The organism is Paenibacillus sp. JCM 10914 (genome assembly GCF_001315105.1).
Classification (GTDB): Bacteria; Bacillota; Bacilli; order Paenibacillales; family Paenibacillaceae; genus Paenibacillus_AQ.
Genome location: NZ_BAZR01000030.1, coordinates 11,007 through 36,403, shown reverse-complemented (window position 1 = coordinate 36,403; position 25,397 = coordinate 11,007). Strand labels below are relative to the sequence as shown.

At 50.2% G+C, this 25,397-nt stretch carries 19 protein-coding genes and 3 pseudogenes; 3 read left to right on the top strand and 19 right to left on the bottom strand.

Features of this window, described 5'->3' with window-relative positions; all coding sequences use genetic code 11:
• Positions 1-15: 15 nt before the first annotated feature.
• The 6 genes and pseudogenes from JCM10914_RS23325 to yicI form a co-directional block, all read right to left on the bottom strand.
• Complete coding sequence (locus tag JCM10914_RS23325; RefSeq protein ID WP_023965387.1) at positions 16-924, bottom strand: carbohydrate ABC transporter permease; 909 nt, start codon at positions 922-924, stop codon at positions 16-18.
• Between the two features lie 14 nt (positions 925-938).
• Positions 939-1,900, bottom strand: a pseudogene (locus JCM10914_RS23320) (ABC transporter permease).
• A 366-nt stretch (positions 1,901-2,266) separates the two neighbouring features.
• Positions 2,267-3,532: a helix-turn-helix domain-containing protein gene (locus JCM10914_RS23315; protein WP_023965383.1), complete on the bottom strand. Its 1,266-nt coding sequence runs from the start codon at positions 3,530-3,532 to the stop codon at positions 2,267-2,269.
• A complete protein-coding gene (locus JCM10914_RS30880; protein WP_023965381.1) occupies positions 3,514-3,828 on the bottom strand; it encodes a response regulator in 315 nt (104 codons plus the stop codon). The genes JCM10914_RS23315 and JCM10914_RS30880 overlap by 19 nt, the downstream gene beginning before the upstream one ends.
• Positions 3,800-5,608: a sensor histidine kinase gene (locus tag JCM10914_RS23310; RefSeq protein ID WP_036719771.1), complete on the bottom strand. Its 1,809-nt coding sequence runs from the start codon at positions 5,606-5,608 to the stop codon at positions 3,800-3,802. Before JCM10914_RS23310 ends, JCM10914_RS30880 begins: the two co-directional genes overlap by 29 nt.
• A 192-nt stretch (positions 5,609-5,800) precedes the next feature.
• Entirely contained in the window at positions 5,801-8,128 is a 2,328-nt protein-coding gene (yicI, locus tag JCM10914_RS23305; RefSeq protein ID WP_023965377.1) for an alpha-xylosidase, read from the bottom strand.
• A 172-nt stretch (positions 8,129-8,300) separates the two neighbouring features.
• Between yicI and JCM10914_RS23300 the strand changes: the two genes are divergently transcribed.
• On the top strand, positions 8,301-9,182 hold the full coding sequence (locus tag JCM10914_RS23300) for an AraC family transcriptional regulator (RefSeq protein ID WP_023965375.1): 882 nt from the start codon (positions 8,301-8,303) through the stop codon (positions 9,180-9,182).
• Between the two features lie 185 nt (positions 9,183-9,367).
• On the opposite strand, the gene JCM10914_RS23295 is transcribed toward JCM10914_RS23300, so the two are convergent.
• Positions 9,368-10,117, bottom strand: coding sequence for a YqcI/YcgG family protein (locus tag JCM10914_RS23295; RefSeq protein ID WP_023965373.1), 750 nt, complete (start codon positions 10,115-10,117; stop codon positions 9,368-9,370).
• 188 nt (positions 10,118-10,305) lie between these two features.
• Between JCM10914_RS23295 and rnjA the strand changes: the two genes are divergently transcribed.
• The gene (rnjA, locus tag JCM10914_RS23290) at positions 10,306-12,024 is read left to right on the top strand and encodes a ribonuclease J1 (RefSeq protein ID WP_036719755.1); all 1,719 of its coding nucleotides are present in this window, start codon (positions 10,306-10,308) and stop codon (positions 12,022-12,024) included.
• Positions 12,025-12,076: 52 nt separating this feature from the next.
• On the opposite strand, the gene JCM10914_RS23285 is transcribed toward rnjA, so the two are convergent.
• The gene (locus JCM10914_RS23285; protein WP_023965369.1) at positions 12,077-13,294 is read right to left on the bottom strand and encodes an MFS transporter; all 1,218 of its coding nucleotides are present in this window, start codon (positions 13,292-13,294) and stop codon (positions 12,077-12,079) included.
• A gap of 303 nt (positions 13,295-13,597) precedes the next feature.
• Here JCM10914_RS23285 and JCM10914_RS23280 point away from each other — a divergent pair, with 303 nt between their 5' ends.
• Positions 13,598-14,227, top strand: coding sequence for a hypothetical protein (locus JCM10914_RS23280; RefSeq protein WP_023965367.1), 630 nt, complete (start codon positions 13,598-13,600; stop codon positions 14,225-14,227).
• Between the two features lie 81 nt (positions 14,228-14,308).
• Here JCM10914_RS23280 and JCM10914_RS23275 read toward each other — a convergent pair whose 3' ends face one another.
• The 11 genes and pseudogenes from JCM10914_RS23275 to JCM10914_RS23225 all read right to left on the bottom strand — a co-directional run bounded on the left by JCM10914_RS23275 (position 14,309) and on the right by JCM10914_RS23225 (position 25,369).
• Positions 14,309-14,959, bottom strand: coding sequence for a YqaA family protein (locus JCM10914_RS23275; protein WP_023965365.1), 651 nt, complete (start codon positions 14,957-14,959; stop codon positions 14,309-14,311).
• A 256-nt stretch (positions 14,960-15,215) separates the two neighbouring features.
• Positions 15,216-16,025 carry a pyridoxine/pyridoxal/pyridoxamine kinase gene (gene pdxK, locus JCM10914_RS23270; protein WP_023965363.1) on the bottom strand — a complete coding sequence of 270 codons (810 nt, stop codon included), beginning with the start codon at positions 16,023-16,025 and terminating at the stop codon, positions 15,216-15,218.
• Positions 16,026-16,115: 90 nt separating this feature from the next.
• Entirely contained in the window at positions 16,116-16,862 is a 747-nt protein-coding gene (map, locus tag JCM10914_RS23265) for a type I methionyl aminopeptidase (RefSeq protein ID WP_023965361.1), read from the bottom strand.
• A 245-nt stretch (positions 16,863-17,107) separates the two neighbouring features.
• The gene (locus JCM10914_RS23260; RefSeq protein WP_023965357.1) at positions 17,108-17,893 is read right to left on the bottom strand and encodes a TerC family protein; all 786 of its coding nucleotides are present in this window, start codon (positions 17,891-17,893) and stop codon (positions 17,108-17,110) included.
• Positions 17,894-18,063: 170 nt separating this feature from the next.
• A complete protein-coding gene (locus JCM10914_RS23255) occupies positions 18,064-18,639 on the bottom strand; it encodes a hypothetical protein (protein ID WP_023965355.1) in 576 nt (191 codons plus the stop codon).
• A gap of 65 nt (positions 18,640-18,704) precedes the next feature.
• On the bottom strand, positions 18,705-19,271 hold the full coding sequence (locus tag JCM10914_RS23250) for a class I SAM-dependent methyltransferase (protein WP_023965353.1): 567 nt from the start codon (positions 19,269-19,271) through the stop codon (positions 18,705-18,707).
• A gap of 113 nt (positions 19,272-19,384) precedes the next feature.
• Positions 19,385-20,795: pseudogene (locus JCM10914_RS23245) on the bottom strand ((Fe-S)-binding protein).
• 21 nt (positions 20,796-20,816) lie between these two features.
• Positions 20,817-22,264, bottom strand: a pseudogene (locus JCM10914_RS23240) (FAD-linked oxidase C-terminal domain-containing protein).
• Positions 22,265-22,304: 40 nt separating this feature from the next.
• The gene (locus JCM10914_RS23235; protein WP_023965342.1) at positions 22,305-23,495 is read right to left on the bottom strand and encodes an anhydro-N-acetylmuramic acid kinase; all 1,191 of its coding nucleotides are present in this window, start codon (positions 23,493-23,495) and stop codon (positions 22,305-22,307) included.
• Positions 23,496-24,677, bottom strand: a complete 1,182-nt coding sequence (locus JCM10914_RS23230; RefSeq protein ID WP_023965340.1) for a DUF1343 domain-containing protein — start codon at positions 24,675-24,677, stop codon at positions 23,496-23,498.
• Complete coding sequence (locus tag JCM10914_RS23225) at positions 24,674-25,369, bottom strand: hypothetical protein (protein ID WP_023965338.1); 696 nt, start codon at positions 25,367-25,369, stop codon at positions 24,674-24,676. The genes JCM10914_RS23230 and JCM10914_RS23225 overlap by 4 nt, the downstream gene beginning before the upstream one ends.
• Positions 25,370-25,397: the final 28 nt, after the last annotated feature.

The following is a 25,397-nucleotide window of genomic DNA, read 5'->3' as shown; positions in this document are numbered from 1 at the left end:
TGCTTTATCTGATACCTAGCTTTTCACAGCACCCAGCGTCATACCCTTGACAAAATAACGCTGCAGGAACGGATATACGAGCAGGATTGGAACCGTTACGACGATCGTAATCGCCATCTTAATCGATTCAGGGGATACCTGCTTGACGATCTCGGCCATGTTCTGGCCGGACATCATGCCGCTGGTGTGGCCCTGCGTGCTCTGTAGCACCTTCATCAGCTCGAATTGAAGCGTCGTTAAATGCGGCGCCGAGCCGTTATACAGATAGGTATCGAACCAGGAGTTCCACTGTCCGACGGCAAGAAACAATGCAATCGTGGCCAGCACCGGCTTACAGAGCGGCAAGATAATTTTGTAATAAATCGTAAAGTCGTTCGCGCCGTCCAGCTTGGCGGATTCCTGTAGGGAATACGGCAATCCGTCAATGAAGGAACGGATAACGAAGACGTTAAAGGCGCTTATCATACCCGGGATGATATAAACTAGGAAGCTGTTCATCATGTTCAGGTCCCGGATCAGAATGAATACCGGAATCATCCCGCCGGAAAAATACATCGTCAGTGCCAGGAAGGTGGACATGAATTTACGTCCCTGAAAATCGATTCGACTGAGCACGTATCCGAGCATGGTTCCGCTCAGAAGTCCCAGAAATGTCCCGGCTAACGTGCGGAGAATCGAAATTTTGGCTCCGGTTAACAGCCCTTCATATTTAAAGATTTGGGCGTAATTCTCAAAAGTAAACTCCCGCGGCCAGATATAGATCCCGCCACGAACCGTATCTACCGAGTCGTTCAAGGAAATCGCCAGAACGTTCAGAAACGGATACAGAGTTACGACCACGACCAATATCATGAATGTATAATTGGCTATATCAAACACTCGATCAGAGAGCGAGGGCTTGAACGCTTTTGATGTACGTGCCATGCTGCTTCCCTCCCTTACATAATCGATTGCTTCGCGAATTTTTTGAAAGCACCGTTAGCGAGTAACAATAGGATGATGCTCACGATAGAGTTAAACATCCCGATGCTGTGCCGAACGAGAACCTCCCCATTCCAAGACCGTAATTGAGTGCATACAGATCCAAAACTTCGGAGTAATCTACAACGAGCGGATTGCCCAGCAGGAACTGCTTCTCGAACCCGATGCTGATCAAATGCCCGATGGACATGATAAGCAGTATCGCGATGGTAGGAGCGATGCTGGGCAGCGTGATATGCCAGATCTGGCGCATTCTGCTCGCACCATCCACCTTGGCGGCTTCGAACTGCTCCTGATCAATACCCGAGATCGCGGCCAGATAAATAATGGCGCTCCAGCCCATCTCCTTCCAAATGTCAGCGGCGGTTACGATATACCAGAACAGGTTGCCCTGAGCCATGAATTGAATCGGCTGATCAATGAGTCCGAGCCACATCAATAGTTGATTGATAGCGCCTCCATCCGTTGACAGCATTTTGGTCACGATACCAGCTACCACGACCCATGACACAAAGTGAGGCAAGTAGGATATCGTCTGTACGCTTCTCTTGAATACGCTTCCACGAAGTTCATTGAGCAGCACCGCAAACAAGATGGGTATCGTGAATCCGACGATCAGTCCCATAAAGCTCATCGCCAGCGTATTTCGCAGCACGAGATAAAACTTTTCATCCGTGAATAACGCAATAAAATGATCAAACCCGACCCATTTTTGCTCGAAAATACTGCGGCCCGGCCTATAGTTCTGAAATGCCATCAACCAGCCCCACACCGGCATATAGCTGAAGATGAACACGATAATAATGAAAGGCAGCGACATCCCGTACAGAACTTTCTGCTCCTTAAAAGTGGTCCAAAAGCCTTTTTTGCGCTTCGTGGCAGGTTGGATGCTGCCCTCTGTCTTTGTTACCGCTTTCAAACCAACCCCTCCTCTCGTATATACTCTGATGATAAACCACGGGGCGATAGCGGAGTACCCAAAGGATTGGCTGAAAAATCATGTAGAAATTAGACATTGTCGAAATGGAAATGACTTCAAGTCCGCTCCGTTGCCGGATCGTATTTCCGATCGCTGTTAAACCCGGGAAACTTATGAATGTATTTTATGGATGTTTCCCGGGTTTAAAGGCGAACGCTTCGCTTCTCCTATACGATTCCGGCCACTTCGCTTTAGGCTTCGGAGTGTGGAACCATTAGTCAATGTCTCTGGGAGGGGAGGAAAATAAATAAGACGCGTAAATTAGATACGCGTCATCGACAAGAGAATAATTGAAGTTTCAACAAATTACAGCTCCAGCTCTTTACGGAAGTTGGAAGGGGACGTGCCTACGTATTTTTTAAACTTGCTGTGGAAGTAATCCACGTTGGTATACCCCACTTTTTCCGCTACCTGGTACACCTTCATCCCCTGCTTCAGCAGATCCTTCGCTTTGTTGATACGCACTTTGTCCAAATACGTGTTGAAATATTCACCTGTTGAATTCTTGAACATCTTCCCTAAATAGGCGCTGTTATAGTTAAATACCGAGGCTAATGTTTCCAGTTTAATGTTCTCGCTGTAATTTCGCTGGATGAGGTCCATAATCTGCTTCATCCCTTGATCTCTGCTATCGCATGCAGCACAAGAGCTTAATTCCCCGAGAAACTCCGCGACATGAGCATGAAGATCTTCTAACGTACGCTGGCGGAATACAGCGGCGATCCGATCCGAATAATCCATCGCCCGGGTTTGCGGGTCTGTTCGACGCAAGGTCCATTTATTATGGATACTGGTAAGCAGCTCGGCGAGCGCGTTTCTCATGCCACTCTCAGTGTATTGCTCGTTCAGCATCGCGGCGACCGCCTGCTGGATAAGCTTGTGCAGCACTTCTACATTCCCTATATCTACGGCGTAATACAGTTGTTCAATGATAGGTGCAGAGTCGTATGAACGTAATGCTTCCCCGCTGTTTAGAGCATCTAAGAGGTACCTGGTCGATTCACTGGACAACATCTCACCTGAAGGATAAAAAAACCGCTCCCGCATCAATTCCTTGGCCGTTTGATATGACAGGTTGATGCCCTCCAAATCGTGCACGGAAGGACCTAATGCTGCCGTAAAGGAACCCGCTCCGCGCTTCTTTACGAGATCCGCCAGTTGCTTCCGCAATGCGTTACGCGAACCGCTCGTAAGCACCGGAGTTGGCAGTAATATCGCAAGATCACCTTGAATCGGGAAAACGACACCCTGCTCATTCTCCTCAAATCGAGTTATCAGCTGATGCTTCAATGACAGTCCAGTCTCTGAACCGATTTCCTCTCCCTGGACATGTACAAGCAGCACCTGATAATGCTCCCAGCATAGTTTAAGCCCCTCTGCCATCTGCCTTGAGACGGCATCCGTCTGAATTTCTTCGGTCAGCCATGCTTGCAAGAATTGCGCCCGGTTCCATTCGGATGCCGCCCGATTCATCGTGACCCACTCTTGCTCCTGTTCAATCGATTGTTTAATCTGAAGCAGATACCGTACCAGTTCCTCCTCGTCCACGGGCTTTAGCAAATATCCGTCCACTCGGTGGCTATCGCCTGCTTGGCATAATCAAAATCAGCATAACCGCTCAGAATCAAGAGATGAATATCGGAATCCTTCGCCCTAATGGCTTCGATCAGTTGGAGTCCGTCCATGCCCGGCATCCGAATATCAATCAGCATTAGATCCGGTGAATACAGCCGATGTTTCTCTAACGCTTCGCTTCCGTTAGCTGCCGTATCCACAACTTGATAGCCCAGCTCATGCCAAGACACAATACTTTTCAGACCCTCGCGCAGTTTAGGTTCATCATCCACGATCAGCACGTTCATCATCATTCTCTCCTCCTGTCGGAATACTGAAATCAATGCGTGTTCCTAATCCCGGCTCGCTGTAGATAGTTAGACCCGCTTCCGGACCGTATGTGAGCTGCAACCTTACATGTACATTCCGCAGGCCGATTCTGCCGCCATCCGCCTCATCGGAATCGTTCAGAAAACCATCGATCAACTCCAGTCTTTCCGCTGAAATGCCTGCCCCATTATCCACGGTCGACACATGAATTCTGTCTTCGCTTACGGAGACAAGAACCCGTATGCACGTTCCTTCTTCTTTATGATCCATGCCGTGAATCACCGCGTTCTCGACCAACGGCTGAATGATCAGCGGCGGGATTCGGACACGATTCGCAGCTGGATCGACAACCAACTCATATTTGAGCCGATCCTCGTAACGGAATTTCTGTATATCAAGATAGCACTGAACCATCTCGATCTCATCTTGGATTGTGGTTTTACCGTTGCCCACCTCCAGATTGCTGCGCATCATCTTACCAAGCAGACGAACAATGCGGGCGATTTCCGTCTCCCCCTTCAGATGAGCCTCCATCCGAATTGCTTCAAGGGCATTAAACAGGAAATGGGGATTGATTTGGCTCGCCATCATCTTGAACTTGATCTCATTCTGCTTCTGCTCCATCCGCCGTTTCTGCTGATTGGAATCCTGAACTTCATTCATCAGCTCATTGATATTACCTACCATGGAATTAAACTGACGCGATAATTGTCCGATCTCATCCTTGCCGTCAATAACCATAACCACACCGAGATTGCCTGTGCCCACCTTGGTGATATGCTTGCTCAGCCGCAGCAATCGATTGGATATCAAGGAAGAGAAGCTGTAAATCAAGAGAACAGCAAGCAGCAGGCTGATGATGATGACGGTCATTGCCAATTGGCTGATCCGGTTGGCGCCCGCCACGATGCTGTCAATCGAGAAGATCGAAATAATTCGCAGGCCGTTCACGCCTGACTCTGTATTGAGCGGCTCAATCAGTACCTTGGAAGCCTCTTCGTTTATGACGGATTCATGAGTGCCCTTCTGCTGGTACACAGCTCCGGAATGATCATTAATATCGGCAAGCGTCCTTCCGTATAATTCGGGACGGTTGGCTGCCACAATGTTGTTCTTGCTGTCAACAATAAGCGTATCGAAATTCTCTTGACTCAGAATCGTATTCAGCATATTCGAATTCACATTGATGACAAGCACGCCACGGTTATCTTTGCTGCCCAGGTCAACCCCCTTAATGAGACTCAGATAGAACTTGTGATCGCGCTCGTCTTGAATGTAATCCCAGTGAACCAATCCAATCTTCTGCTCGGCTCTTGTGTACCATTCCGCCTGTCTGATGTCCTGCTCAGGATAAATAAACTCCCAATTGTTGATTAAGGTCGAATTGTCGCTGTAAAATCGGATATTCGATATTTCCTTATACATTCTGATTGCCTGTTGAAGATCGGGATAATCACGGTAAGCCAAAAACACATCGTATACGCTTTCATATTGATGGTTAGCGACATTCTTCAAGCGTTGATCATAGGATAGGCGGTAAGACAGATCGTCCGCTACGTTAATGACCTCGGAAGACCGCTTCTTCACCCGGTCCAAATTCTGATACGCTTGTTCCAAAGCATTATTAAAGGCAAATTTGCGTAATTCACCAGTCAAAAATATACCGACTATCGCCACTGGAACAAAGACGACCACCACAAAAGAAAGTATCAGTTTATTGCGAATCTTCATATTGTTTAAGACCTGGATGAAAAAAGATAGCATCGTAACCGCCCTCGCTCCTGTCCCATCATCGTCGGCAATCGTATAAGAAAACGGTTGCAATTCCATATGTGCTAACGGCTGCCGTATCCTCATTATAACAGGCATCCCTAAATCACTCTGCAAAAAAAGAGGGAAGAAGCCCGTAACCATTCTCGCGATTCCGGGCATTTTCCATATTGTTCATGTGATAAATTAACTATTCAGTACAACCGCAAATGTATGTGTACCTTCTCCTGCCGCCACTAGAACACGGCCATCTTCATGCTTGATGTCTTGACCATTCACACTCGAGACATCACTCATGCCGTGGAGCTTCACGGAGTACGGCTTGCCTGAGCCGACAGCCGTGAATTCAATCCGGTTGCCTTCACGGATCGCACGTACCTCAAGCTCACGTTCTCCATTCATATCTACGACTGCGGCAGCGGCTGCCTGACCCTCGGCGAGTGCATACAAGCCAAGCTCTACGCCATTGGCATAATCATATTCGGGCCCGTTATCCTCCGCTCCCAGCGCGAGGAACGAGTTCTCCCGCACGAATATTGGCAAGCTGAGGAAGTCATAGGCTTCCCGGCGCCAACTTCCGCCCTGGACGGTCTCGCCTGTCAAGAGATGAGTCCATCGACCCTGCGGCAGATAATACTGAACATCCCCGCTCTCACTGAATACAGGCGCAACCAACAGCGAATCACCGAGCATATACTGACGGTCCAGCATCTCCGCAGCCGGATCCTGCGGGAATTCAAGGAACATGGCCCGCATGCTCGGTATCCCTTGTTCCGATGCTTGCACAGCCGTATAGAACAGGTAAGGCATCAGGCGGCTCTTGAGCTTCGTGAAGTAGCGCGTAACATCGACGGCCTCTTCATCGTAAGACCAAGGCACGCGGTAGGAGCTGCTGCCGTGCAGGCGGCTATGGCTGGATAATAATCCAAAAGCAAGCCAGCGTTTAAACACGTGCGCCGGCGCAGTATTCTCGAAGCCACCAATATCGTGGCTCCAGAATCCGAAACCGCCAAGGCCAAGCGACAATCCGCCGCGCAGGCTTTCTGCCATCGATTCATAGTCCGCGTAGCAATCTCCTCCCCAATGCACAGGGAACTGCTGTCCGCCCGCGGTTGCGGAACGAGCGAAGACCGCAGCCTGATTATTGCCGAACTTCTCAACGAGTACGTCAAACACCACTTTGTTGTAGAGCTGCGTGTAATAGTTGTGCATTTTATGTGGATCGGAACCATCGTGATATACCACGTCCGTTGGGATACGCTCACCGAAATCCGTCTTGAAGCTGTCCACGCCCATATCAGCAAGTTCTCGCAGGTAGGTTGCATACCACTCGCACGCATCCGGATTCGTGAAATCAACCAGAGCCATTCCCGGCTGCCACATGTTCCACTGCCATACGTCTCCATTAGGCTTCTTCACGAGATAGCCTCGCTCACGCCCTTCCTCGAACAGACGCGACCGTTGAGCAATATACGGGTTAATCCACACGCATATCTTCAGGCCTTTCTCTTTCAACCGCTTCAGCATGCCTGCGGGATCAGGGAATACCTCCTCGTCCCACTGAAAATCGGTCCAGGTAAGTCCCTTCATCCAGAAGCAATCGAAGTGGAATACCTCCAGCGGAATATCACGCTCCAGCATGCCGTCCACGAAGGAGTTAACCGTCGCTTCGTCATATTGGGTGGTGAATGAAGTAGAGAGCCACAGACCGAACGTCCAAGCAGGTGGAAGCGCAGGCTTCCCTGTCAGGTTCGTGTACTTGTCAAGCACACCTTTCGGGTCAGGACCATCCATGATGAAGTATTCAAGCGATTCGCCAGATACGCTGAACTGCACGCGCTTGACCTTCTCCGAAGCCACTTCAAAGGAGACCCGATCCGGCTGGTTGACGAACACTCCGTAACCCTTGTTGGTCATATAGAACGGAATATTCTTGTAAGCCTGTTCTGAGCTTGTGCCTCCGTCCTGATTCCAGATGTCTACAACCTGACCATTCTTCACAAACGAAGTGAAGCGCTCGCCAAGACCATACACCCACTCCCCAACGCCAAGATCCAGCTCTTCGCGCATGTAGGCTTGACCGCCCTCTTCTACGACGTGCGCCATGGATTTAAAGCGGCTGCCCGTAATCCGCTCTTCTCCTCTGTAAAAATGCACCGACCATTCCGGGCCTTTCCGAATGACTGCCCGCAAATTGCCGCTCTTGAGGCTTGCTTCCTGATCATTCTCCTCAATAACCGCATGGCTTCCCTCCGCCTTGTACAATTGGAACGCGGGTCCCCGCTCGCGTATGCCTGCATAATGGACGAGCTTGACCCCAATAACGCCAGGAGCAGGAGAGTGGAATATGACCGTGATGAGCTGAGCATTAATCGTTGCTCCCCTTCCCGGTATCGGTGCCGTGGACGCGTAGGCCGTCAATGTGTTATCTTTCACTGCAAAATCATAGGCTTGCACCGCGCCCGCGATGGAGAATCCTTCGCGAACCATCCAGTTGCCGTCTGTAAATTTCATGTTCTGAAAACCACCTTTCTATATTTTGAAAATTGAAATCAGTGTTGTAAGCGTTATAATGTCATTATACTGATCAATATTGACTCCAACTATCAATATTACGCACTTTTATAGCACGATATTGATGAATATATAAATACAACCTTATTCTCATTCGAAAGGAGAGCTCTGGATGGATCAGACCTTCAGGCAGTCACTCCAAGAAAGCACGATCCACGGTAACGATCAGTTCCCGTTCGGCGCCTACTGGCGCCAGTTTAACCCTGGCGCGCACGTTGTAGACACCCACTGGCACAAGGAAGCTGAGATCCTCTATTGCATCGACGGTGAGGTTCTGTTCCAAATTGACAGCGAATATATCCCCGTCCGTGCTGGCGAAGCTATATTTATCGACGGTGGCGACATCCACACAGGGCTTGCACAAGGAGATAAGGGCTGCAGTTTCTGCGCGATGGTATTCGATTTTGGCATGCTGGCAAGCGCGCACTACGATTCCGTGCAGGAAGAATTCATCGTTCCGTTTCAGGAACGCAAAGCCGCATTTCCACGACTGATCACATCGCAAACCGATCCACGACTCATCGATCACATACAGCAGATGATCGTACTATCCGAAGAGACGCCAAATGGATATGAGGCAGCCATTAAAGGACATCTATTCCTGATGCTGTTCCACGCTTCCGCTTCGGGCAGGTTGGCCAATCGGAGCCGCAGCGAGGCCGCGGATATGACGCGAAGCGAACGATTGAAAAAGGTCATCGTTCATATCCAGAACCATTACCAGCAGCCGATTCGATTACGCGAACTGGCCGCACTCATTCCGATGAGCGAGGGACAGTTCTGCCGCTTCTTTAAGTCCATGACCGGCCAGACGCCGATGGACTATATTAATTCCTATCGCGTGCGCCAAGCAGCGGAGCTGTTGCTGCGTCATCCGGAACATAAAATATCCGACATCGCACTCGATGTCGGATTCGGGCATATCAGTTATTTTGTTCGTGTATTTCGGAAGATTATGAATTGCACCCCGTCGGAATATCGGAAGAAATTATAATTTCGGTAAGCATGTACGAATCACGGACCCATCCGATTCATGACCCTCAATTTTATATTGGTAAAATTTTGTATAGCAGGGATAACATTTACTTCCAAGGGCAGAAATCTATATAATGGAACAAATGCATAATAAAAAGCCATCGCATGCGCTACAGCGCATGCCGATGGCCTAGTTCGGGCAGCTTACTGGGTGGTTTCACGAAACATTCGTGCAAAAGGACACTTGGGCAAGGATTCATTATCGTCACGCAAGAAATACTGCTTCCATTCATAATTATCTTCGGCACCGTAAAATTTCAAATCGGGATGTGGCGGTACCGGATCATAGGCAGCCAGTCTCTGTCTGATCAACTCTTTCGTACGCTGCGCCTGCTTCGCCCTGGCATTGAATTGCTGCAGCACCCAGCGCGGGGTAAAGGCTAACATCATATATGGAAATGATCGACTTTGACGATTTTCGTGCGCAGGCGTTCCGCAGTATACGAAGTACGGCTCGCCACCATAACAATATTCCCAGAGATGCTCAGAGGGTACCTCCGGCAAATCGGTTGGCCAAGGCTGCGTGTCATAGGCCGTTGTTCTGCTTAAGAGCTGCCAAAATAGCCGCTCATAATATTCGACGCCAACCTGATGGTCCCTCTCTTCCGCATGAATCAGTACAACCAGGGAAGTATAGGGGCCAAACTGCCGCGAGCCTCTGCCATACTCGTGGAGCAGCCCCGCCAGGATTTCAGCCGATTCCGGAGCTTCGCCCAAAGGAATAAAGCCATATCTGAAATGCTGCAGCGCATGTCCTTGAACAGCCGGGATACAAGGAAACTTCGCAGAGCGGTCGGACAGCTTCCTATTTAATTGGATCATCGCGTCACGCTGCCAACCCTCTAATAATTCTAATGAAGCACCCATACTATCGATGGTCAATAATCGGCTCATCACTAGTACCTCCTCTTGCTACAACATATAAGATTGAGCAAAAATAGGTGACTGTCCCGACCGAAAATGAACATGAATTTCGAAAACCGTTTCACGAAGCTTGAACTTTCTGCTATCTTAAGTAGAGAAGATTATTTTTAATGTCCAGGCTTATGCCTTAATTACCATAGAGAGGATTCATTCACATTATGTCTAAACCCTTGCTTACAGATCAAGTTACTAAGGCCAAGCCTACGAAAAAACCGAGGCCTTCCGCACCGCCCGTACGCATCTTCGCTCTGGGGGGGCTTGGAGAAATCGGCAAGAATATGTATGGCGTTGAATTCAAGAACGAAATCATCCTCATTGATGCCGGATTGAAATTTCCGGATGCCGAGATGAGCGGCGTCGATTACATCATCCCGGATATCCGTTATCTCATCGATAACAAACATAAAGTAAAGGGGTTATTCCTCACGCATGGTCATGAGGATCATATCGGTGCCATCCCGTATGTGCTGCGCCAGATTCAAATGCCGATTTACGGGGGGCCTTTGACCATCGGTCTCGTGCGTGCCAAGTTGGAAGAACATCGCCTGTTGGATCAAAGTGATCTGCGCGTATTCCATGAAGACGAGACCTTCACCTTCCGCAATCTCTCGGTCCACTTCTTCAGAACCACTCACAGCATCCCGGATTGTTTCGGAATTGTTGTAGAGACACCTTACGGACCGGTCGTACATACTGGCGACTTTAAGTTTGACTTCACGCCGGAGGACAAGCCTGCTAACCTGCACAAAATTATGCAGATCGGCAAGAAGGGCGTGCTGGCACTCATGGCCGACAGTACGAATAGTGAACGTGACGGGTTCACTCCGTCCGAACGCACCGTTGGCAATTCGATCCTCAAGCAATTTCAGGAATGTCCTGGACGAATATTGTTTGCCACATTCGCATCGAATGTCCACCGTTTGCAACAGGTGGTCGAAGCTGCCATTCGTACCGGACGAAAGATAGCTATCGTCGGACGCAGTATGGAAAAAGTGTTTGTTATCGGCCAGGAGCTTGGATACATCCGGGTTCCTGACGGCATGCTGATCGATGTCAAAGCCGTTAACCGCTACCGTGACGAACAAGTGCTGATTATCTGTACAGGCAGTCAGGGTGAGCCTAATGCGGCATTAACCCGGATCGCATCAGGGGCGCATCGTTCAATTTCAATTCATCCGCAAGATACCGTGATCTTCTCGTCATCACCGATACCGGGCAATACTCAGAATGTAAACCGCAGCATCGATCTGCTGATGCGGGCTGGCGCTGAAGTGAAATACGGATCCATACTGGATATCCATACTTCCGGTCACGGTTGTCGCGAAGACTTGAAGCTGATGATCAGCAGCTTGAGACCCAAATACTTCGTACCCATTCACGGCGAATACCGCATGCTGTTGAACCATCGCCATCTGGCCGTGCAAGTTGGCGTGCAAGACAGCAATGTCTATCTGATGAATATTGGCAATACGCTATCCATGTTCCGCAACTACGCGCGTAAGGGCCGTAATATCCCTTCTGGGGATGTCTATATCAATAACGGAGAACTTCGGACACATGAGAAGGAGCTGCTTGAGGAGCGCGTTCAGCTTGCACATGACGGTGTCGTGATCGTGGCTATGACGATTAATACGCAGACGCGTAAGCTCATGTCGGGTCCTGAACTGATTACGCGTGGGTTTGTTTATATGCAGGATTCGAAGCCCCTGCTGCGACGTGTAGAAGCCATGCTGCGCAAGCAACTGAACAAAGCGGGTGAGCAGCGTGAGTATAACCGCGCCGCTTGGGAACAGATGACGAACACGACCTTGAATCGCTATTTCAAACGCGAGCTTGGAAGAAGCCCCTATATCATGCCGTCCATCATGGAGATATAATAAAACACAATGGCGCTGCGAGAGTTGCACTCTAGCAGCGCCATTGTTCATGTTAATCCGCTAATTCCAGTCCCTTCGTCTCTCTGCCAAGCAACAGCACGCCCAGCGCTCCAATCAGGATCGTAATGAAGAACATAACGAAGATGATCTCGATGCTTGTCCCATTCTGTTTCAACACCCCGACAAGCAGCGGTGCGATGACACCGCCAATCCGGCCAAACGAGGTCGCCAGTCCAACGCCTGTGGATCTGACCTTCGTCGGATACAGCTCCGGACTGTAGGCATACAAACCGCCCCATGCACCGAGGTTAAAGAATGATAAGCTGATCCCCGCCGCAAGCAGCGAAGCTTCCGTATTGGCATAACCGAACCAGATCGCACTGACGGCTGTCAGCACCAGATACGTTACCAGCACGAACTTGCGGCCGAACTTCTCGATAAAGTAAGCCGCCGTGAAATAACCTGGAAGCTGCGCAAGCGTCATGATGAGTACATATTGGAAGCTCTTAACTAAGCTGAAGCCTTTATCCACCATCACCGTTGGCAACCACAGGAACATCCCGTAGTAGGAAAACACCACTGTAAACCATAACACCCAGAGCATAATACTCGTACGTCGATGTTCAATCGACCACACCGAGGCTATCCGCTCAGCAAAGGACAGCTTGACGGCTGCTTGCTGCCGTACAAATCTAGGTGAATCATCGATAGCACGCCGCAAATATAACGCATAGAACGCCGGAAGCGCACCGATTACAAACGCCGCACGCCATCCATAATCCGGGATGACAAAATAGGCGATTAACGCAGACAAAATCCAGCCGGCCGCCCAGAAGCTCTCCAGCAGCACAACCGCCCTTCCCCGTACTTTGACCGGCATGCTCTCCGACACCAAGGTTGACGCTACCGGCAGTTCACCGCCCAGACCGATCCCGGCAATAAAGCGAAAGATGCAGAGCATTACAAGTCCTGTGGCTAATGCAGAAAGCCCGCTTGCTATCGAGAAGATGAGCAGGGTCCACAATAAAATATTTTTACGGCCATACTTATCAGCCAAGAATCCTGCCATGGCTGCACCGAACACCATTCCGATGGATGTGGTGCTCGTTATGATACCAACCTGCCCAGAGCTGAGCGACCACTCGGTTGCCAATGCTGCAACGACAAATGAAATCATACCGACATCCATCGCATCGAACATCCAGCTTAAGCCCGCGCTAAATAGCAGCTTACGCTGCTTAGGCTCTTTCAGCAACTCCCTGTTGCTCAATGTCACCGCCCCCGTTCCTTTTTATTCCTATAATGTAGTTCGAAGTTCAATCCGGGTCAAGCATCTTATTCGTTCCTTCCGAATTATAAATAAAAACCTAACAAAAGGATTATTCGGACATGAGGCGAATATATTGTTATGAGTTTCCTATATATGGTCCCAATCCCAATGCTATTCTAGTCAAATTGAAAGAAAATGGATTTTTTTAACTTGAACGGTATGCCTTTTTCGTTTATTGTGAAAGAAAGCAAGTCATTTACAGTCATACAGAGCCAGGACCGTTAATAAAGGAGTTTGCGAGTTATGTACACGAAACAGGATATTTGGATTGTGCTTACAGGCACGGGCACCTGGTTCAGCAGAATGATCCAATATTTCACAAAAGCCCCTCTCAATCATGCATCCATTGCGTTTGATTCCGAATTGCGCGAGGTATACAGCTTTGGGCGAAAAAAAGCGAACAATCCGTTTAATGGCGGCTTGGTACGCGAGAATCTGCGCGATCCCTTCTTCCATACCTCGGAGTGCGCCGTCTATCGCTGCCGTGTCAGCCACGAAGACTATCAACGAATGCACAATCTCGTACACGAGATGATGCTCGATCAACACCGCTACAAGTATAACCTACTGGGGCTATTAGGAATATTGTTTCGAATTCATATCGATCGTGACAATGCCTACTTCTGTTCCCACTTCGTCGCTAAAGTGTTGGAACAAGCGGGTCTGCAGCTCGTTAACAAACCATGCCATCTTGTTACACCGGAGGACTTCTCCAACTCGCCGCAATTAAGTGAGGTCTATTGTGGACCACTGCACGGTTATCTTGCCGCCGAGAGAGCCCTAACCCTGGGCCTGACGCAACCAACAGGTGCCTATACTCCCGCCACCAGGGAAGGCAGAGGCAAGTTCTTCAGAATTCGTAAAATGAGTTAAACATAATAAAGCAGCCTGGCAGGATGCCTGGCTGCTTACTTATTGTTGTATAAGTTGTACGGTTTATCATACGACTTATTATTACGCCGATGGTGTCTGGTCAGAGGTTTCTGCTGCCGTTGGTTCCACGCCGTCATCCTTCTGCTCTTGCTCCTGTTTCTGCTGTTCCAACTTCTTGCGGTTGTATCTGCGCTTCAAATAAATCCCCAATAAGATGACAGGAACGGCAATGAGTGCGATGTAGATCGATACATCCTTAACCATACCTTCAGCTGATCTCCCGTACAGGTAAAACAAGATCCCTACAACATAGAACTTGGTCGCTCTACCCAACGCGGCATAAGCCATCAATCTCCATAACGGGAAATTCAAGCAGCCCGACAAGATCGTAAATACCTTGAACGGAATCGGAGTGAACGACCCGAGCAGAATCGCAGCCTCACCGTTTTTCTGGAATAAGTTCGTTGCCGAATCAATCCATTGCTTCTTCAACAGCTTGTATAGCACGGGCTTACCCAACAATTTACCGATTAAATAACCGAACGGTGTCCCGAGCAAGCAGCCGATAAAACCATAGGTCGCAAGCCAGAGCGCGTTCTGTGGGTGCATAATACTTAGCGAAACTTGTAGAAAAAAGGCAGGAATCGGAAAAATCACCGCATCAGCGAAAGAGTGAATAAACAATCCCCAAGGACCAAACTTCATAAGAAAATCCAATATGTCCTGAAACATGTCTCAACCCCTAAACATTTTCTTCCTCTTTGAATCAAACTCTCTATAAAGTATAGCACATAATTATACTGGAAAGGACCTATACTGTCTCATCCCTTTAGATAAAACATGCATTAAAAAAACATGCCTATCTTCCTATATATTATATGCAACGATCTCTTCTAACAACAAAAAACCTTTCTTGCGAGAAGAAAGGTTTTCAAAATCATATTTGAATTTCGCATGAAATTACATTTATTTGCATATTTGTTGTCGATTACGCAATGCCATTGCGGTGCGCAGAATGTCTCGTTGGACCGACAAAGTCGTTCAACGGGAAACCGTTAGAGATCGCTTGCGTGATGAACGCTTTGGCTTGTTGTACAGATTCGCGCACTGACAGACCTTTTGCCAGATTGGCCGTGATCGAAGCTGAGGAGGTGCAGCCTGCGCCATGCGTATACTTCGTCACAATCGTATCTGCCTCAAACCATTCAAAGGTCTTACCATCATAGAGCAGATCCATCGCTTTACCTTCGCGAATCTTGCCTCTGTCTTTGATGAGTACGTGCTTGGCGCCGCGTTCATGGATGATCGCAGCTGCGGCTTGCATCTGCTCCAGCGATGTAATCGGTCCCGATTTGGCAAGCTGTGACGCTTCGAACAAATTCGGTGTCACAAGATCCGCACGCGGAAGCAGGAACTCCAGCATCGCCTCGGTATTCTCCGGCTGCAGCACCTCATCGGTGCCTTTGCACACCATCACCGGGTCGATAACGATACGCTTCAAATCATACCGATCTATATATTGGGACACCAGTTCAATGATTTCAACCGATCCGAGCATCCCCGTCTTCATCGCATCAATGCCGATCCCTTCCAGCACGGTCTTCAATTGCGCCTCCACAATGTCGAGTGCGACCGGGAACACTTGATGATCCCACGTCTTCGGCTCCATGCACACGATCGTCGTCAGTGCGGTCATTCCATACACATCAAACTCCTGAAACGTCTTCAAATCTGCCTGTATACCGGCACCCCCGCTCGTATCCGAGCCTGCTACCGTTAAAGCTTTACGAATAGTCATGATCAAATTCCCTTCGGTTGTAAAATGATGACTCTATTATATGAGAAACTCCCATAGACGTCTATAACGCCTCTATTGTTACCCGGGCTGTTATTGCTCCGTCAGAATGACAGGACCATCCTTCGTGATCGCAAGCGTGTGTTCATACTGGGCCGACCATTTGCCATCGATGGTTCTCGCCGTCCAGCCGTCCGGATCAATCTTGCACTGATATGCCCCCAGGTTCAGCATCGGCTCAATTGTGATAACCATCCCTTCCTTCAGGCGCGTTCCCCGGTGCGGCGGACCGTAGTGGGGAACCTGCGGTTCCTCGTGCATGTTCTCCCCGATGGCATGACCCACGAAATGCCGAACAACCGACAGGTTCTGGGATTCCGCGTAAGACTGTATCGCGTGGGATATATCTCCGATTCGATTACCGACCACCGCTTGCTCGATCCCCAAATAGAGCGACTTCTTGGTCACATCAAGCAGATGCTGCGCCTCTGCCGAGACACGGCCAACCGGATACGACCAGGCAGAGTCGGCAAGCCAGCCATCCTTCTTCACGACCATATCTATCGTTACAATATCCCCGTCCTGCAACGGTTCATTACTGGGGAAACCGTGACAGATCACATCGTTGACCGAGGCGCAGGTAGCATAAGGATAACCATGATATCCCTTCTGTTCGGGCGTAGCGCCCCGCTCGGCCAGGAATCGTTCAACGAACTGATCAATGGCGAGCGTCGTGACGCCCGGCTTGATCATGGTGGCAATCTGTCTGTGGCACTCAGCCAAAATATCGCCCGCCTTATTCATCTTGGCGATTTGTTCTTGAGTCTTTAGAATAATCAAAATAGCATCTCTCCTTATTATCCGTGGGTCGTTGCTGTTGTATCAAACCAAAAAGCCTTAGCTGGCGGAAGCAAGTCGGACAGGCTGACCCCGCCGTCTCTCTCCCTGGCCAATAAGGCTAATTTATGATCGCATCTGTAAACACACTTCCTAAATAAAAGCCCTACAGTATCTTATTCTACTCCTAAGGCAAGGTAACCTCAATCTTTTCCGTTAGGAGTTGAACATGGTGGTAATGCTATCAATTAATTCTCTACTTGCTGTCTTTCGGCTTCGGTCATGTCCCCTTTGTCTTTCGACAAGAACCACCCCAGTACGGCAATCAGAATCAGGATGCCCCAGAATACGAGCTTCCAGCCGGTGCTCTTCGGAAAACTCTCCGAAAGTATCGCAATATCGGGGTGAGCGAGCGTATACACCGCCAGCTTGATCCCGACCCAGCCCACAATCAAAAAGGCGGCGGTCTCAAGCCCAGGCTTGCGAGCAAGCAATTTGACGAAGTAGGTAGCTGCAAAACGCATAATGACCAAACCGATCAGTCCGCCGGTGAGGATGACCAGAAATTGACCGCCATCTAAACCTCCGATGTTAGGTAGTCCGGATGGTGGCAGGGTTAGAGCAAGCGCAACGGCCGCTAGTATGGCGTCTACGGCGAACGCAATATCCGCGAGTTCTACCTTTAGCACGGTTACCCAAAAATTTTCGTTTTTCTTCGCCGCTTCCTTCAAATGCTTTTTCCTCTTAACGAACAGCTGTTTCACGATATGGTTGATACTGATATAAAGAAGATAAAGCGCACCTAACGCCTGCACATACCATACATCCGCGAGAAACGAAATGATGAACAGCGATCCGAAGCGGAATACAAACGCCCCAGCCAGACCATAGAATAATGCCTTCTTCCGCTTATCGTCCGGCAGGTGCTTTACCATGATCGACATGACCAGTGCATTGTCCGCGGCAAGCACGCCCTCCAGTCCGATGAGTACGATCAGCACCCAGCCGTATTCCAGTAACAGCCCGATATTCAAGGCGTCATCTCTCCTTCTGTGTAAAAATGATTCCGATTCTATGTCGAAGGCAGCAAAAAAATACCTCTACCCCGAAGTAATGGGATACAGGTATCATGCCCAGAAATCATATATGTATATAGCGCCTGACAAAACAATAGGACTGGATTGCAAATATCGCATTGTATTTACTAGCGCTTGCTGCCCTTCCAGCGGTACAGGAAGACGATCACAGCCAGAACCACGACCCCGGATATTCCCCATATCAGAAGGCGGAGCGAAGATGTTGCTTGTGGGCCGTCTTCTCCGGGGACCGGGATATAACCTTGCCCTAATTCCCCAAGCTCTGCCGATGCGGCTGAGAGTAACCCAGTGCCTTCACAGATTCCCGTTTCCAACTGACCATTGCCATTAAGATGTGCAAAAACAAGGTATTCTCGACCAACCTCAAACCCTTCATATCCACAGCTTGCGGAGGATCCGGCGGTCTGTACGATCGTATGCTCAGCCAGATTCCCCTTCCAAGCTTCCTTTACTTCAAAGGATATGTTGACTGGATCAGCTGATGACCTAACCAACCATTGCGGCGAAAATGCAATATTCGTAACTTCGCCTGCAAATATGGCAGACTTGCGTTCCAAGCTCTCGGCAACGGTAGGCGGAGCCGCACAAGAACAAGCCTGTGCTGGGGTCGGACCTACGGTCAGCACGGTTAGTGCAATGAACAGCATGCTCAGCAGGATTGCCGCTGACTTGAACCTTTTCATCGATCATCACCTCTAACTAAACAGACGGAATATGTCAAGAAAAGGTTCCAAGGCAACCCCGAACTTTATTTAATCGCAATGATCAAGTAATGGCGATCACTCACGAACTCGATCCCATTAACTTGAAATCCCGCTTGCTCCAGCACAGCTTGCATATGCTCCGGCTTCACCCGACTCGGCTTAGGATCTCGTTGTTCATTGGGATCCTCCTGCCACTCCAGGCATAAGCAGCGTCCACCTGGCCGCAGCACTCTCGCCAATTCCTTCACGGAATCCTCGAGCCGCTCCGTGATATGGAGAATCAGCGAAGCGATCACACGATCCACCGATGCATCCGCCAGTGGAAGCTGCTCTATGATCCCTTCCCTGACTTCCATATTCTTAGTCCCTTGCGCGGCTGCACGATCTCGCATCAACTGGAGCATGACTGGCTCCGTGTCCACAGCGAACACCGTTCCTGCCGTCATACCGGAGGCAGGAATGGAGAAGTACCCCGTTCCCGCCCCGATATCCAGTACGTCTACGTCTCCATGTACGCCAAGCTTCTTCAGCAGCTCGTCTGCTGGCAGCTCCCGCTTCCGTTCGGGACTTTCCAGTCGATCAATTAGTGTTCGGTCAAAGCGTTCCTTCATCCTTATTCCTCCTGGATTGTGTACTATTAAATTCCATTATATAAGCACCCTAACATAGACACAAAAAAGGGGCAACGAGAGCACGTTCTCTCATTAATCCCGATCGATATGCGTTATGAAGGCGCTGCTTGCTGTTTATCCTCGATGACCACTCGATCGACCAGTAAGTCTACCAGGTGCACGGCTTCCACGCGATTCTGCATCCCGGCACGTTCAATGCCCCACTTCATCTGTAATAAGCAGCCGGGATTCGAAGTCACGATAATCTTGGCACCGGTAGCTTCGATCTGCCCCATCTTATGATCGAGTAAGGTCGTGGACATTTCCGTTTGCGTCAAATTGTAAATGCCGGCTGAACCGCAGCAAATTTCCGCTCCCTGAAGCTCGCATAATTGCACTCCTGGCAGCTGCTGCATGATCTGACGCGGCTCTCCCTTCACGCGCATCACGTTGCGAAGATGACACGAGTCTTGATACGTAACCTCGGTGCGCTGATCCTCTTTATCAGTTCCGCTGCGCGGCACCAAGCGCGCCCGTAATTCTGGATTAGCTCAGAAACATCTTTGACCTGGGAGGCAAAACGATCTGCCGCCTGGCGCAGACGCTCGTCTGGTTCCTGTTGCATTAGATGATCATACTCTTTAAGAAGGGCACCGCACCTCCGGCATTACTCGCAATATAATCGACATTGGCCTCGCCGAATAGTGTAACGTTCTGTGCAGCCAACTGCTTCGCCTCATCCAACTCACCGGCATGGGCATGCAGAGCACCGCAGCATACCTGATCCCTCGGAATGACAATCTCAAAACCTGCTTGCCGAAGCAATCTTATCGTGTTTACGTTTGTTGAAGCGAACATGACATCCATGATACATCCGCGGAACATGCCTACTCTGGCGATCGTGGGGCCGACCGCGGGAATCATCATCAGATCAGAGCCGCAGGAGGTCTGCTCGATACGGTACGGAAGCCCAGCCTTGCTCCAGGTATCCTCCATCCCGTCTCCGGATACTTCCGGCAGCGCCTTTTCAAGCTGCTGCAGGTGCTCCGGGAAGAGCCTCATCGCACCGGTAGTACGTGCCAGCTTCTGTATGCCGGACTTCTGGTACAAACGCAGGGTTTTGCCGAGCAGCTTCAGCCGGCCTTTATGCGGGAACAAACCTTGAAGAAAAGTCTTTCGTACGACTCGAACCGGCATGGAATATGGTTTCTCCGCAGCTATGGCTGCCCGGGTCTGCTCAATCAATTGACCATACTTCACATCCGATGGGCAAGCAGGCTCACAGGCTCTGCAGCCAAGACACAGGTCCATCTGTGCGCGAAAGCTCTCGTCCGGCTCCATGATGCCGTCCACCACAGCCTTCATCAGTGCAATCCGCCCTCTCGGGGAGGCTGCCTCCAGACCGGTCTCGATGAATGTCGGGCAGGCCGTCTGGCAGAACCCGCAGCGCATGCAATTCGTCAATTGATCCTCGTCGAGCGTCAGCTTAAGGGATTGAGCCAGCTTCTCGTTGGTTGCATTCATCTCAAACTTCCCCTCCTTCCCTTAAGGTGTCTGGATCTGCTGGTCTTGCTCCGGAGACGGGGTTCGTTGATAAATCATCCGCTTTCTCGTCTCCGCGAACAGCTTACCAGGATTCATGATCTGATGCGGATCAATCGCGTCTTTGATCGACTTCATCATTCTAATCCCGGCCTCGCCTACCTTCCATTCCAGATAGGGAGCCTTGACGATTCCTACGCCGTGCTCACCGGTAATCGTTCCGCCCATCTCGATCGCCACTTCAAATATTTCGGCAAAAGCCTGCTCCACTCGATGAATCTCTTCGGAATTCCGAGCATCCGTCAGCGCCGTTGGGTGAAGATTGCCATCCCCTGCATGGCCGAAGGTACAGATCTGCACATCGAATTTTTGAGCAATTCGCTGTACCTCCTGCACCATGTCAGCGATCTTCGAGCGCGGAACGGTCGCGTCTTCCAGTATCGTTGTCGGACGCAATCGCGATAGTGCAGCCAGTGCGCTGCGCCTTGCTTCCATCACCTTGGCGCCTTCCTCCGGTGTCTCAGCGACTGTCAGCTGTACCGCCCCTGAAGCCATACATATCTCTTCAAGTTTCTTCAAATCTCGCTCTACGTCTTCAACGTTTCCATCCTGCTCAATCGCCAGCATCGCCTTGGCGTGGATCGGCAGACCGATCTTCGCAAAATCCTCAACCACTTGCAGGGTAGGCTGATCCATAAACTCCAATGTACATGGGAAAATATGATTGGCAATAATATTGGAAACCGTTCTAGCTGCCGCACTCAGATCATCATAAACGGCAACCATCGCCTTCCGGAACACGGGCTTTGGAATCAGCTTCACGGTCGCCTCGGTCAGGATTGCCAGCGTGCCGCCAGAGCCAACCAGCAGACGAGTGAGGTCGTATCCTGCGGCATCTTTGACCAGTTTGCCACCTGTTCTTAGAACGCTCCCATCGGCAGAACGGCTGTCAGGCCGAGCACATAGTCCTTGGTCGTTCCGTACTTCAATCCGCGCAGACCCCCGGCACCCAAGGCAATATTGCCCCCCATCGTGCAGATGATCATACTGCTGGGATCGGGTGGATAGAATAATCCCGTTCGTTCCACTGCGAGATGGAATTGTTTCGTATTCAGGCCGCATTCAAAACTCGCGGTCAAATTGTCGGCATCGATTTCGAGCAGTTTGTTCATGCGCGTCATCACGACGACCAAGCCGCCTTGCAGCGGAATCGTGCCGCCGCATAGATTACTCCCTGCACCGCGTGTGATAACCGGTATGCGGTGCTGTGCGCATATTTTAACAATATTGGATACTTCCTGCGTGCTGGCGGGAAAGATGACACCGTCTGGCATGGCCTGATACAGAGGTGTTGCATCATAGCTATAGGAAACCAGACTTTCAGGGTCATCCTTGAACCATTTCTCGCCAACCACCGTAATAAACTGCTTGCGAATTACAGAATCCAGCACACGCTACGCCCCCTTTCCATGCGGGTTCATTCCATTCCATCTAAGGTAAAGCCAATTTACCCATCACAGTAGCACGAATGGCTCCTGTTGCCGCGGGTAAGTTATTCGGTACTCCGTGCATAAAATCATTACCCAGCAGAGCAAAGATCACGGCTTCCTTCGCATCATCATCAAAGCCGAGCGCCCTGGAGGTCATCACCTTCTGTTGTGGCAATCGCTGATCCAACATCCGCAGCAATGTCCTGTTATGCGCGCCGCCTCCCGTTACGATCACTTCATCTATCCGGTATTTCGGAAACACGAATCGACTATAGCCGTCAGCGATGGACCGTGCAGTAAAGGCTGTTGCTGTCGCTACGATGTCCGCATCCGGTAAAGCTCTCGTTCTGGCTTGTTCCATGAACCTGGCCGCATAATGATGCCCGAACAATTCTCGCCCCGTTGACTTCGGTGGGAGCGTCTGGAAATACGGATGAGACATCATCTCATCCAGCAACCCTTCGTGCGGACTTCCTTGTGCCGCCCACCTCCCACCTTCGTCGTAGCTTAAGCGACCTGCGGACAGCGTATGGACGACAGCGTCCATAACCATATTCCCTGGCCCCGTATCAAACGCCAAAACATCGGCAGAGTCAGCCCCTGCGGACAGCGCCGTGCAATTACCGATCCCGCCGACGTTCTGCAGCAGCCGCCCTCGCTCCGGATGGCGGAACAGAATGAGATCGCCATATGGCGCGAATGGTGCTCCTTGACCGCCTACCGCCATATCCGCCGGTCGGAAATCACCTACCGTCAGCTTACCGGTATGCTTGGCAATCACGGATATATCGCCGATCTGCAAGGTCGATGCTGCCGAATAAGGAACCTCTGGTTCCGGGAATGGCAGATGCCAGATCGTCTGTCCGTGCGAGCTGACGAGATCGATATCCTTCATCTGCATCCCTGCCGCCGCTACCGCTTCTTGAACAACCTCCGCGAATCGGCTTCCCAGATAAGCGTTCATGCTGCAGACGGCAGCACTTGTGGAGCCATCGATACTGCACAGCTTGCGGAGTTGATGCCGTAATTCGGGTTCATACGGTTTGCTGTAATAATGCAACAGCTCCGCTGTGGCACTATAGCCGCTACCTGTAATTCTCACGATAGCGGCATCGATTCCGTCAAGGGAGGTACCGGACATCAAGCCGACCACAACCGTAGGCTCATCTTGCATCCAAGGCGCAAACATCATTTATGGCGCCTCCCCATACAACAGATACGGGGCTCTCATCTCTCGCCACCTCAGAGCATCTTGGCTCCACTGCTGCTGAATTTGTTGCAACCCCTCTGCTTCATGAATACGCTTGCGTACATCCTCATTGCCTGTCAATAAATCAATGAAATACCGATTGCGACCCTCCGGCGGGGACAGCCACTGGAACTGATCCGGATACATTCGGCTGACCAGATGCAACAATAGCAGCCCCGTGTTAACCGCTTGGAACGACTTGTGTTCGGTTACGAACAGCATCACGCCCCCGCAAGCTTCACCTTGATGCTTCGAGAACGTTGGCGTCATGAACATCGGGTGAGCATGAACGCCCGGCATTTCATAATTGTTAAACGCCTTGGCCAACTCATCGCCATTCAGCCACGGTGCACCGATCCATTCAAACGGCCGAGTCGTTCCTCTTCCCTCCGACAGATTGGTCCCTTCGAAGAAACATGTCCCACTATATAACCGGACCGTATCCATAGTAGGTATATTCGGTGAGGGCAATATCCAAGGCAGACCGGTGTCCTGATAATCCATCGTTCGGTGCCAGCCTTCCAGCGGAATGATCTCAAGATCACAATTCGTTCCCCGCAGCTCATTCGCCATCAACGCGAACTCCCCAATGGTCATCCCTGTCGTGATCGGGATTTGCCAACCACCGATCATTGATTCATATCCCGGCTCCAGCAATCCCCCTTCACAACGCTCGCCACCGAGCGGATTAGGACGATCCAGCACCAGCAAGCTCTTGTCATGTTCAGCACAAGCTTCCATTGCATAGAGCAAGGTCGTCAAATACGTATAAAAGCGAACACCCAAATCCTGTATATCAAATATGACGGTGTCCACATCATCCAACATCGCCGCACTCGGCTTGCGGTTAGCGCCGTATAAACTATAGACTGGCACATTGAATTGCGGATCCATCTCGTCATTCACATGCTTGCCTGCTTGAAGCTGTCCACGGATGCCGTGTTCACAAGCATACAGTGCGGTAAGTTCAGCGCCAGGCAAGCTGGCGATCACCTCAATAGAAGAACGAAAATCCGACGTAAGCCCCGTCGGATTCGTAATGACGCCAAGGCGACGACCATTGATTTTGCCAATTTTCATTCCAGGCAGTACATCAATTCCACATCTTATGTTTCCGTTCATCATATGCTAACACCCCTAGCTTCCGAGGCCACAACCCCATCTGTTGCGGGCTTGGTCTCTTCCGGATTGAGTACATTAAACGCAACCTTATGCTGGAATATCGCCCACATGCCGTTAAACAAAAATCCGAAACCTACTACTGTAAGCAATAGTGGTACTGCTACGCAGAAGGCTTGAAAGCATGCGCCGAGCGTATAGCCGGGAAATTTCAGGAATAACTTCACACTATGCGCCATCGCTTTGAAAATGCCCATCTTTTCCTGAATAATTAGTTGAAAGGTGTAGAATTGAGAGATCAGTGCCATGATGACAAAATAAGTCTGGAACACGCCGATCGCCAAATACCCCACGCCGTCTTTACCACCGTAATACCACCAGGTTGACCATAGGATCAGTGCCATCACCACGAAGAAGAAACCCATAACGATCGCCGGACCCAGTCCTTGCAATGCTCCTTGAAACACGTCCTGCAATCTGGATTTGCCACGCTCCGTCTTCCGGTGATAGGCATAACACACCCCATAGAATAGAGGCATATAAAGTAGCGGCAACAGTACAAGTGCAACCATCAGAGGCATAAACATCACAACAATAACCAGCACTAGCGATGTAATCATGCTGTACAGGGCAACTGACGTGATCTCCCGGTATACCTCGACTCCCGTCTTCTTCAACACATCATTCAGCTTGCGCATAGCTTTCCTCTCCTCTTCGTCGCTTTGT